Origin of the sequence: Rhodopseudomonas boonkerdii (assembly GCF_021184025.1) — a bacterium.
Lineage (GTDB): Bacteria > Pseudomonadota > Alphaproteobacteria > Rhizobiales > Xanthobacteraceae > Tardiphaga > Tardiphaga boonkerdii.
The window spans coordinates 2,105,128-2,117,109 of record NZ_CP036537.1 but is presented as its reverse complement, the minus strand read 5'-3'; the positions used below and the strand labels follow the sequence as shown (position 1 = coordinate 2,117,109).

Sequence of the window (11,982 nt, the reverse complement as noted above, 5' to 3'; positions counted from 1 at the left end):
CCAGGACTTCGACCGACAAACGCTCAAACCCCGACACCATCGGGAAGATGGTCCCAGGGTTCGCTCATGCATGACAGAGATAACGGATGAACTGGCATTTCGATCCAGCCTCATGCCAGCTTTTTAGGCGCCCTCAGGTCTGTTTCGAACGTCTGGCGAAGAAGGTCATCAGCACCGGTAGCGTGATGAGGATGACAAGGGGCGCCAGCATCATACCCGTGACGACCACCACTGCCAGCGGCTTCTGCACCTGTGAGCCGATTCCTTCGGATAACGCTGCCGGCAACAGGCCGATGCCTGCAACGATACAGGTCATGAGCACCGGTCGAAGCTGCAGCTCACCGGTCCTGATCACCGCCTTGATACGCTCCATGCCCTCATCGATGAGCTGATTGTATTGCGAGATGATCAGGATGCCGTCCATGACGGCGATGCCGAACAGCGCGATGAAGCCGATGGCGGCCGAAACGCTGAACGGAATCCCGGTGAGGAACAGGCCGAGCACGCCGCCGAAGATCGCCATCGGAATCACGCTCATGGCCAGCAGCGTGTCGGCCATGGAACCGAAATTGAACCAGAGCAGCACGGCGATCAGCAGCAGGCTGATGGGCACGACGACGGACAGACGCGCGATGGCGTCCTGCAGATTACCGAATTCGCCGACCCATTCCGTGCGCGACCCCGGCGGCAGCTTCACCAGCGCATTGACCTTCTCCTGCGCTTCCTGGATCGCGCTGCCGAGATCGCGCTCACGCACGGAGAACTTGATCGGTAGATAGCGTTCCTGGTTCTCGCGATAGATATAGGCGGCGCCGGAGATCAGATTGATCGACGCGACTTCGCTGAGCGGAATCTGCGTGATGCTGCCATTCGGACCGGGCGTGCCGATACGCAGATTCTGGATTGCCTCGGCGCTGCGGCGGAATTCCGGCGCCAGGCGAACCACGATCGGGAAGTGGCGGTCGCTGCCGGACTCATAGAGATCGCCCGCGCTGTCGCCGCCGATCGCCACCTTGATGGTGGCGTTGATATCGCCCGGCGACAGGCCATAGCGCGCCGCCTTGGCGCGATCGATGTCGATCTGGATGGTCGGCTGTCCGAGCGAGGTGAACACCGCAAGATCGGTGACGCCCTGCACGGTGGACAGCACCTCCTTGATCTCGTTCGCCGTCTTGGTCAGCATCTGCAGATCGTTGCCATAAAGCTTGATCGAGTTCTCGCCCTTCACGCCGGATACAGCTTCGGAAACGTTGTCCTGCAGATATTGCGAGAAGTTGAACTCGACGCCCGGGAACTTGGTTTGCAGGTCCTTGAGCAGGCGCGCGGTGAGCACGTCCTTGTCCTGCGGCGCCGGCCATTGCGACGACGGCTTCAGCGGCGCGAAGAATTCGGCATTGAACAGGCCGGCAGCGTCGGTGCCGTCATCGGGACGTCCATGCTGCGACACCACCGACTCGACCTCGGGCTGCTCGCGAATGAAGCGGCGCATCTCGTTGACGTAAGTGTTGCCCTCCTGCAGCGAGATGGTCGGCGGCAGCGTGGCGCGAATCCAGAGATTGCCCTCTTCCAGCTTTGGCAGGAATTCGAGGCCGAGCAGACGGATCATGACGGCCGTGACCACCAGCAGCGCGACAGCGATGCCGACCACCACGGTGCGTGTCTTCACCGCCCAGTTCAGCACCGGCACGTAGAGGTGATGCAGCTTGCGGACGATCCAGGTCTCGGTCTCCTGCACGTGCGCCGGAAGGATGAGCGCGCTCAGCGCCGGCGTGATGGTGAAGGTGGCGATCAGACCGCCGGCCAGCGCATAGGCATAGGTGCGCGCCATCGGCCCGAAGATGTTGCCCTCGACGCCCGACAGCGTGAACAGCGGCAGGAAGGCCGCGATGATGATCGCCGCGGCGAAGAAGATCGAGCGCGAGACATCCGCCGAGGCACTGAGGATGCCATGTTTCTTCATCCCCATGATGGTTTCGGGAGATATGTGGCTCTTCTCGGCATCCGACAGCGACGTCGTCTGGGTCAATCGCCGGAAGATCGCCTCCACCATGATGACGGTGCCGTCCACGATCAGGCCGAAGTCGATGGCGCCGACCGACAGCAGATTCGCGGATTCCCCGCGCAAGACGAGAATGATGACGGCAAAGAACAGCGCAAACGGAATCGTGGCGCCGACGATCAACGCGCTGCGCATATTGCCGAGGAAGATCCACTGCAGCAGCACGATCAGCAGAATGCCGACCACCATATTGTGCAGCACCGTGTGCGTGGTGAGATCGATCAGATCCTTGCGGTCGTAGATGCGCTCGATGCGCACACCGGGCGGCAGCACATTGCCGCTGTTGATCGCGCGTACCGCCTTTTCCACATTGGCGATGGTCGGCGAACTCTTCTCGCCACGCCGCATCATCACGATGCCCTGGACGATGTCGTCGTCCTGATTGATACCGGCGATGCCGAGGCGCGGTCGTTCGCCGACCGTGACCGTGGCGACGTCGCGGATCAGAACCGGATTGCCCGATGTCTGCGAGATCATCGTATTCGACAGATCGTCGATCGAGCGGATCAGACCGACGCCGCGCACGACCGCCGATTGCGGCCCGATATTCACGGTGTTGCCGCCGACATTGATGTTGGCATTGCCCACGGCCGTCAGCATCTGCGGCAAGGTCAGGCCATAAGCGACCAGCTTGTTGAAATCGACCTGGATTTCATAGGTCTTGGTCTTGCCGCCCCAACCGATCACATCGATCACGCCGGGCACCGCGCGGAAACGGCGCTGCAGCACCCAATCCTGCAAGGTCTTGAGGTCGAGCACGCTGTAATTGGGCGGGCCGACGAGACGATAACGGAAGATTTCGCCGACCGGCGACAGCGGCGAGATGGTCGGCTGCGCATTGTTCGGCAGCGGGCCGAGCTGCGCGAGGCGGTTCAGCACCTGCTGAAGCGCCTCCTCATAGGTGTAGTCGAACGAGAACTGAAGCTTGACGTCGGACAGACCGTAAAGCGAGATCGTGCGGATCGTCTTGACGTTCTTGATACCGGCGACCTGTGTCTCGATCGGGATGGTGATGTAACGCTCGATTTCCTCAGCCGAGAGACCGGGGCTCTGCGTCACGATATCCACCATCGGTGGCGTCGGATCGGGATAGGCCTCGATGTTCAGCTGCTGGAAAGCGAACATGCCGCCGATGAAGACGGCGAGGAACATGCCAACCATCAGGAAGCGACGGTCGACGGCGATAGAGACGAGACGATCCATCCAGATCGGACCTTTCAGACGAGCCGAACTGGAGCTTAGCTGGCAGACGCCACGCGATCGATGAACAGGCTGCCGCGGGTCACGATCTTCTCACCCGGCCGCAGATTGCCGAACACCTCCACGAGGCCCGCATTGGTCATGCCGGTCTTGATGGTGCGCAGCTCGATGCTCTTGTCGTCGTTGGCGACCCAGACGCGGACCTGATCGCCTTCATAGATCAGCGCGGTCTTCGGCACACCCACAGTCGGCTGTTCGCCCGGCGCATAGATCGTCACGGTGGTGAACATTTCCGGCTTAAGCAGGCCGTTGCTGTTGTTCAGCGTCGCGCGCACCATCAGGCGGCGCGTATTGGGATCGAGGGCAGTGGCCACATAATCGATGCGGCCGGTCATCACCCGGCCCGGCAGCGCGAGCGCGGTGAAGGTCATTTCCTGACCGACCTGAACCGAGGCCGCTTCGGTCTCGCGCACGAACGCGGTGAGCCAGACCGTGGAGAGATCGCCAATCACAAACACCGGATCGCTGGCGCCGGCGCTGATGAACTGGCCGGGACCGACCTTGCGCTGGACCACGGTGCCGGCGAGCGGCGAGAACACGGTGGTTTCCGGATTGATGCGTCCCTTCTCCTGGAAGGCCGTGATCGCCTCTTCCGTGAGGCCGAGAATGCGCAGGCGGTTGCGCGCGGCTTCGAGCGCGGTCTCGGCGGTGCGCAGATCGTTCTGCGCCTGCAGCAGCGTGGCCTGGGCCTGCTGATAGTCCTTCAGCGGCACGGCCTTGCCCTCGAACAGGTCCTTGGCGCGCTTGTCCTGGATGGTGGCGAGATCGAGCTGCGACTTCGCCTTGTTGGCGGCAGTGACAGCGGCGACGAAATCATTCTGCGCACCGACCGTGTCGGCGGCTTCGACGACGAACAGCGGCTGCCCCTGCACCACATGGTCGCCCGGCTTGGCGAGCAATTTTGTCACGCGGCCTGCATAAGGCGAGAAGATCGGCGTCGAACGATCTTCATCAACGGCGATCTTGCCTTCGGTGACGGATTCCGACCGGAACGACTTCACCGTGACCGGTTCGATGGTCAGGCTCGCCCATTCCGCCGGGCTCGGCGTGTAGCGCTGCGGGTTCTTGCGGGACTGGCTGGAAACGTCCGAATGCTTCTGCGGGGTCGCATTGAGTTGTGTATAGGCATAGCCGCCGGCGGCCAAAACGGCGATCGCGCAAACGCCGGCAACCAGCTGTTTACGGCCGAATTTCGAAGATCCCTGGTTCACGTTCGTCACCTGCCGAGCCCTTAACATATGAGAGGTCGCTTATGCCGCGGCCTTGGGTGCCATTGCGCGCGCTATTAGTGCGCATAAAGACGTTGAGACAATCAAAAAACGCAGGCCAGACCCGCATTTTCGGTTAAAATTGTTGCTGCGCTTGCGAGCCGCAGTCATGCTGCGGACCCCCATACCGGCGGATCGGTCCCGAGCGGCACCGCGGGTCGCGCCCAATAGGCAGGTGTGAACCCTAGCACAGCGGCATGACGAACAGCCGACAAGGTGCCGAAACCGGACGGCAGCTCCTCGACAAGAGGCGTAATGACGTCGCCGGCGATATCCGGCACGTCCAAGCCCTTTGCGAGGCGGCCCATCTCCCACAGCCATTTTCCGGTGCGCGCGAGCGAGACCTGGACATGCCAACTGCCGCCCTCGCGCGCCTGGCGGAGCCTGGCCATCATGGCCCCAAGGGCCATCAGGTAGCCGGTGGCGTGATCGAGGATCTGGGCCGGCAGCTCCTTCGGCCCCTCGACGCCGGCCGCCTGCCCTTCGGCGTGATTGAAGCCCGTGGCGCACTGAACCAGCGAATCGAACCCGCGGCGCCCCGCCCAAGGGCCACTGCGACCATAGGCCGACAGCGAGACGTGAACGATGCCGGGGCTGAGCCGTGCAGTGTCCTCCGGCGCAAAGCCGCGTCCGCCCAGCGCCTGCGGGCGATAGCCCTGGCAGAAGATATCGGCGCCCTTGAGCAGGCCGCCTAGCGTCTCCCTGCCCTGTTCGGTATCGAGATCGATAAAACACGAGCGCTTGCCGCGACCGGTGTCGATGGTGAGCCACGGGATCGCCGGGAGATTGGGACTGGAAACGAGCATCACCTCAGCGCCATGGACGGCAAGCGTGCGCCCGGCGACGGGGCCTGCAATCACCCGCGACAGATCGAGGACGCGCAGGCCGGCAAGCGGCCTCTCGCCTGCGGGCCATGGCCGTGGCGCGGCATCGCCGATCCTGGTGATCTCGATAAGCGGCAGCTTGGCGATCGCTTGTGCCTGCGGCAGCGCCGTCCATTCGTCGTAGCTGCGCATGAGCGCGACGACACCGCCGGCCGCATAGGCCGCGGTCTCGAACTCCTCACCCTTCCACCGCATCAGTGCGGCCTGAACGGCACCGCGTTCTGGTGCGCAGGACAGAACCTTGCAGACGGCATCGCGATGATGCGGGAAATTGGTATGCAGGCGGACGAAGCGACCATCGCCGGTATGATAGACACCGGCGATCGCGTCCCAGGCCGGCGGCGGCGGATTGCCGTCGCAGCGCAGGTAACGCTCGCTGCGGCACTCGACGACGGCGTGGCGCATATCGACACCGATATCCTGCCCCTGCCCGCTGCGGGCACGCCAGATCTCGGCGGCGGCGAGACCGGCCGCTGCGATCGACACCTGTGCGGCGGCGCCGACGCGAAACGTCGATGGCAGCGCAGGCTCGACGCCGGTCAGCGTAACGCGGTCCAGCGCGGCGCGATCTCCGCCCAACCGGGCCCACAGCTCGGCAAGCATGTCGCGCGGCGTCTGCATCTTTTGTCTGTCCCGAGAAGCGGTGGCTGGCTCAAGCCAGCAGACCGTATTCTGACGGTACAGGTCAACGGCTGAACGGTTGCTGAATGACGCTAGTGAAAGTCCCGCGAGCGCGGCAGGATGCGCACGTCGCGCGGATGGCGGATGCGCTGGGCGGGATTGTCGGGATGTTCGCGGCGATCGTCATTGAGCGGCCCCGGGGCCGATAGCAGGCGCCGTGGCGGGCCGAGCGCATCATTGGCAAGGTATCTCAGTTCATCGGAGCGATCGACCAGCCGCTCGGCGACGAGATGCACGACTTTCTCCTTGCTGCTCTGAATGCGGCCTTCGACGAAGATCAGCCGTGCGCCCATCACCTCCTTGCGGAACTTCTCCATCACCTTCGGCCAGATGACGACATTGGCGATGCCGGTTTCATCCTCCAGTGTCATGAAGATCACGCCTTTGGCGCTGCCCGGCCGCTGCCGCACCAGCACGACGCCGGCACAGCGCGCGGGCGTGTCATTGGAGGAGGCAGCGACTGCCGCACATGTGGAGACTTTCTCGGCGGCGAACATCGTCCGCAAGAATTCCATCGGATGGCCTTTGAGCGACAGCCGGATACTTTGATAGTCCGCCACCACCTCCTCGGCCCGCGGCATGACAGGCAGCGGCGCGGCGTTTTCATTGGACAGCTCGCGCGCGGCGGCCGCTTCGAAAAGAGGCAACGGTCTGTCGTCCGGCAAACGCCTTATGGCCCATAGGGCGGCGCGACGATCGAGACCGATGGAACGGAACGCATCGGCATCGGCCAGCATGATCAGCGCCCGTTTCGGCAGCGAGGTGTCGCGGGCGAAATCTTCCAGCGAGGTGAAGGGAAGTTTTTCGCGCGCTTCGACGATACGGGCGCCCCAGTCCTCTGGCGCGGGCTTTGGGTTTTCCCTGTCCTGCCGCAGCCGTTCCTCGTCGGCATCAACCCATTTGAAACCATCGATCTGGCGGAAGCCGAGGCGAACGGCATGATATGCGCCGCCGGTGTCTTCGAGCGTATTCTGCGAATGGCTGTACGAAACGTCGATCGGATACACCGTCACGCGATTCTTCTGTGCGTCCTGGACGATCTGCGACGGTGCATAGAAGCCCATCGGCTGGGAATTCAAGAGACCGCAGCAGAAGACGTCGGGATGATGGTGCTTCAGCCACGACGAAACATAGACAAGCTGCGCAAAGGCGGCTGCGTGGCTTTCCGGGAAACCGTAACTGCCGAACCCCTTGATCTGCTCGAAGCAATTCCTGGCGAAAACCGGATCGTAACCGCGCGCGATCATTTGGCCGATCATCTTGTCCTGAAAATTTCCGATCGTGCCGACATTGCGGAATGTCGCCATGGCGCGACGCAGCCCGTTGGCCTCCTCTGACGTAAATTTCGCAGCCTCAATGGCGATGCGCATGGCCTGCTCCTGAAACAGCGGCACACCAAGCGTCTTGTGCAGAACCTTGCGGAGTTCGTTCTTGTCGCCACCTTTCGGGTAAGGATAGACGATCTCGTCCGGATCCATCTCCCTTCGTTTCAAATAGGGATGCACCATGTCGCCCTGAATAGGTCCAGGGCGCACGATGGCGACTTCAATGACGAGATCGTAGAACGTCTTCGGTTTCAGCCGCGGCAGCATGTTCATCTGCGCGCGGCTTTCGACCTGAAACACACCGAGGGACTCGCCGCGCTGAAGCATGGCAAATACCGGCTCGGATTCCTCCTTATTCTGGACCTTGATGTCCCTCAGCTCATAGCGTCGCCCCTTGTGGCGAAAAATCAATTCGAAACACCGGCGGATGCAGGTCAGCATGCCCAGAGCGAGCACATCGACCTTCATCATCTTCATCGCATCGACATCGTCCTTGTCCCATTCAATGAAGGTGCGGTCGTCCATCGCCGCATTGCCGATCGGCACATACGTGTCGAGATTGTCCTGTGTCAGCACATAACCGCCAACATGCTGCGAGAGATGACGCGGAAATTCGATCAACTGCGTCGCCAGCGCAACCGCCTGCACAATGGCTGGATTGGACGGGTCGAGCCCAGCCTGTCTCACCTGCATCTCGTCGAGACCCTTGCCCCAACTGCCCCAGACGGTATCCGCCAGCGCCGTGGTGACATCTTCGGTGAGCCCCAGCGCCTTGCCGACATCGCGGATCGCCGAGCGCGGGCGATAATGAATGACGGTGGCGATGATCGCGGCACGATGACGGCCATAGCGGCGATAGACATATTGCATCACCTCCTCGCGCCGAACGTGCTCGAAATCGACATCGATATCCGGCGGCTCCAGGCGTTCCTTGGAGATGAACCGCTCGAACAGGAGATCGACTTCGGCGGGATTCACCGAAGTGATATCGAGCATGTAGCAAACCGCCGAATTGGCCGCCGACCCACGGCCCTGACAGAGAATGCCCTCGCGACGCGCGAATTGGACGATATCGTGGACGGTCAGGAAGTAGTGCGCGTATCCAAGTTCGGCGATCAGTGCGAGCTCCTTCTTCAAGGTCTCGATCAGCTTCACATCTTCTTCGCCGGGAAAATGCCGGCGATAGCCTTCCCATGTCAGATCTTCGAGATGCCGCTGGGCCGTCTTCCCCGGCGGCACCGGCTCATCGGGATATTGATATTGCAACTGATCGAGTGTGAATTGAATGCGTTCGGCGAAACGAAACGTCTCGGTGATCGCTTCCGGATAATCGCGAAACAGCCTCGCCATCTCGGATGGCGACTTGAGATGACGTTCGGCATTCGCCTGCAGTCGACGACCGATCCTGTCGATCGTCGTCTTCTCGCGAATGCAGGTCAGCACATCTTGGAGCGGCCGCTGGCTGTCATCGTGATAAAGGACCTCATTGGTCGCGAGCAGCGGCACGCGGACAGTGTCAGCAATACGTTCGATCCGCGCAAGACGCCGTTTGTCATCCCCATGATGGAAAAAGGCGGCAGCGAGCCAAACATTGCCGGGACATGCCCTGATCAAACAGTCCAGCGTCTTGAGCGCCGCCGCCTTGTCGAAGCGATACGGCAGAGAAACGATGCAGAGCTGTCCTTCGGCGAAATCGATCAGATCGGTCAGCGTGAGATGGCATTCGCCTTTATCCGCCTTCAGCTTTCCACGGCTGAGCAACTGGCATAGCCGTCCATAAGCATCACGATCCCGGGGATAGACGACGATATCGGGCGTACCATCGACAAAAACGAGACGCGTGCCGACCAGCAGACGGGGCGGATGTGAAATTTTCTTGTTTCCTAATTCGCTATAGGCACGCACCACGCCGGCCAGCGTGTTGTGATCGGCAATGCCGATGACCGGCAGACCGATTCCGCTGGCCTGATGCACATAACTTTGCGGATGCGAGCCGCCATGCAGGAAAGAAAAATTTGTAGTGATGCCGAGTTCAGCATAGGCCGATGCCGGCGGTTTGACCGGATGCTTGCTCATGCGAATAATCCGTGCACGAACCATTTTGGATCGATGCGATTTTCCTTCGCATCCAGAACCTCGCCATAGAGCCCATCGCGAAAGATCCAGAGCCGCTGTCCCCTATCGTCTTCAATGCGAAAGTAGTCGCGCGTGGGCTGCGGCTCCTGCATGCGCCACCACTCCATCGCGATACGTTCCGGACCTTCGGCGCGGCGCACGACATGCTTGACGCGTCGCCATGTGAAATATTTCGGCGGCTTATCGGGAAATTCGGCGAGCGCGACATCGATCGGCTCCGGCCGTTCGAACAAACGCAGCGGTCGTAGCGGCGGCTCGCCGGCGATGCGCAGCGGCCATGGCACAGACGATGCATCGATCAGGCCCTGCTGGGCCGGCATCGGATTCGCTTCCAGCTCCGGAATATGCGTATCGACCGGCAGATGCACAAGGACACGGCGCGGACCGATCCGCGCCGAGAGACGATCGATCAAGCCAAGCACCTCGTCATTGTCCTGCACGCGGCTGTCGAGATCGTTCTGCTGCTGCACCACGATTTCGGTGTGGCTGGCCGAGAGCCGGATCATGTCGAAACCGAAGCCGGGATCGAGGGGATCGGCGATGGCGTCGAGGCGCTCGCGAAACAGACGGTCTATGGTCTCGACGCGGTTCACCGCTTGCCCGGTCTGTGCGCCGATCACGCGGACCGCACCATCGGTGCGGAAAAAAGCCGCCTCCAGCAGACGTGCGCCTTTGCCCTGCTTGTCCATTGCCGCGATCAGCATGCCGGCCAAACCATGCAGCGTCGCCGCGATTACGGCATCCGTCGCGATCGGCTCGGGGAAGCGTTTCTCGACGATGTAATCCGGCAGCGGTTTTCGCGGACTGATCGGACTGTCGCTTTGCCCCAGTGCCGCTTCCAGCAATGCGGTGAAAGCCGCACCAAAGCGCGCAGTGATTTCATGACGACCACGCGCCGCGACATCGCCGATGGTCTTGAGACCAGCCCGGCGCAGACCGCGGATGATCGTATCATCGGCACCGAGCGGATAAAGTGGCAGCGGCGTGACGGCCTTGGCTTCGTCGCCGGCAGCCACGATGTAATTGGGCTTGTAACGGCTCAGTGTACGGGCGCAGATCGAGGTGCCGGCAATGGCTGCACTGACAATGAAACCCTGCCGGTGCAGCGTGTCGCATAGTTGCCGCATCAGCGCCGCCTCGCCGCCGAACAGATGCGCGCAGCCGGTGATATCGAGAAACAGGCCATGCGGCGGATCGAGCGCAACCAGCGGCGTAAAACGATCGCACCAGTCGGCGATGGCATTCAGCAATTCGGTATCGGCGACAGGATCGGCATCGCAGACACCGATATCGGGACAGACCGCGCGCGCATTGGCGAGCGGCGTGCCAATCTCGAGGCCGAGTCCGGCCGCCGCATCGTTCAGCGCCGTGACCTGCCAGGCATTGTTCTCCTTGGCAACGACGATGACAGGCTCATGCGCGTCGTGCAACGCGCCGTTGCGGACGCGCTGGCGCTTGATGCGGTCGGTCGGCAGGCGCGGCAGCCACAGACTGAGAATCCGTCTCGTCTGTACGAGACCAGGTTTCACGGAAAAGGCACTCATCACATTTCCATTCCATGATCCAACGGCCTGTCATGCCGTGGCGGTTGCGAACAAGTTGCGCATCGAGGATCGGCACTCCCCAGGCCTCCCATGGCGCCACCTCCGGCGAAGGCGCCGCCTGCACCACCCAGCGCGTCTCCGCAGTGCTGACCATCGGCAAGGCGGAGGTACGCAGCATCACGCAGCTCACCCCGGAGCTTTGCGCGGCGAGCGTATATTTGCGGCTGGCAACGAGATCGAAGGCCCGCACCTCGCCCCACAGATCGAGCACCACGGCGCCGAGCGCATCGCAGGCCAGCGCGTCCGCGCCGACGCGCAGCGCCATCTCGTGATCGGCCGCCTGCACCAGCACGATGCAGCGCGGATCGAGACCGAGTTCCTTGAGCCCCGTCATCGCCAAGGCGCCTGCTTCACGAGCGACGAAATCCTGCCGGATCCAGAACAGCGGCCTGCCCCTGCTCAGGCGCTGGGCGATGCCGGAGACAAAGCCCGTCGCCGCGCCGATCTGCCGTGTCTCCAGCGCAAACACCTCATGCAGGGCGCCACGCATGAGGCCGCCTTGCAGCACGGTATCGGCCTCGGAATGGCCGAGCGCCACGCGATCGAAGCGAACGGTGTCATCATGACCCTCGATCCGTTCGATGCTGCCGCGCAGGCGCGCAAGCATGTCCGTGCGTGCGCTGGTCATGCGACGCTCCTCAAAAAATCCGGTGCCGACAAAGGTTTTTGATGAACGCTTTGCCGGCCACATTGTTCATGGTATGTTCCTATATAAAACCCACTGGCCCGGACGAGTCAACGGGGAGCACGCCCCAAATTTTGGCG

The 11,982-nt window shown here is 62.1% G+C and carries 6 protein-coding genes; all 6 read right to left on the bottom strand.

Annotated elements, in window-relative coordinates; translation table 11 throughout:
* Positions 1-133: 133 nt before the first annotated feature.
* Positions 134-3,262: an efflux RND transporter permease subunit gene (locus E0H22_RS09795; protein WP_233025459.1), complete on the bottom strand. Its 3,129-nt coding sequence runs from the start codon at positions 3,260-3,262 to the stop codon at positions 134-136.
* 35 nt (positions 3,263-3,297) lie between these two features.
* Positions 3,298-4,557: an efflux RND transporter periplasmic adaptor subunit gene (locus tag E0H22_RS09790; protein ID WP_233025458.1), complete on the bottom strand. Its 1,260-nt coding sequence runs from the start codon at positions 4,555-4,557 to the stop codon at positions 3,298-3,300.
* Between the two features lie 137 nt (positions 4,558-4,694).
* Positions 4,695-6,092: a CoA transferase gene (locus E0H22_RS09785; protein WP_233025457.1), complete on the bottom strand. Its 1,398-nt coding sequence runs from the start codon at positions 6,090-6,092 to the stop codon at positions 4,695-4,697.
* A 92-nt stretch (positions 6,093-6,184) separates the two neighbouring features.
* Positions 6,185-9,553 carry an error-prone DNA polymerase gene (locus E0H22_RS09780; protein WP_233025456.1) on the bottom strand — a complete coding sequence of 1,123 codons (3,369 nt, stop codon included), beginning with the start codon at positions 9,551-9,553 and terminating at the stop codon, positions 6,185-6,187.
* On the bottom strand, positions 9,550-11,142 hold the full coding sequence (locus E0H22_RS09775; RefSeq protein WP_430715270.1) for a Y-family DNA polymerase: 1,593 nt from the start codon (positions 11,140-11,142) through the stop codon (positions 9,550-9,552). Before E0H22_RS09775 ends, E0H22_RS09780 begins: the two co-directional genes overlap by 4 nt.
* On the bottom strand, positions 11,027-11,845 hold the full coding sequence (locus tag E0H22_RS09770) for an ImuA family protein (RefSeq protein WP_233025455.1): 819 nt from the start codon (positions 11,843-11,845) through the stop codon (positions 11,027-11,029). The genes E0H22_RS09775 and E0H22_RS09770 overlap by 116 nt, the downstream gene beginning before the upstream one ends.
* Positions 11,846-11,982: the final 137 nt, after the last annotated feature.

Coding starts and splice junctions, on each gene's coding strand:
- E0H22_RS09795 (WP_233025459.1), bottom strand. CDS start 3,262: ATGGATCGTCTCGTCTCTATCGCCGTCGACCGTCGCTTCCTGATGGTT.
- E0H22_RS09790 (WP_233025458.1), bottom strand. CDS start 4,557: ATGTTAAGGGCTCGGCAGGTGACGAACGTGAACCAGGGATCTTCGAAA.
- E0H22_RS09785 (WP_233025457.1), bottom strand. CDS start 6,092: ATGCAGACGCCGCGCGACATGCTTGCCGAGCTGTGGGCCCGGTTGGGC.
- E0H22_RS09780 (WP_233025456.1), bottom strand. CDS start 9,553: ATGAGCAAGCATCCGGTCAAACCGCCGGCATCGGCCTATGCTGAACTC.
- E0H22_RS09770 (WP_233025455.1), bottom strand. CDS start 11,845: ATGACCAGCGCACGCACGGACATGCTTGCGCGCCTGCGCGGCAGCATC.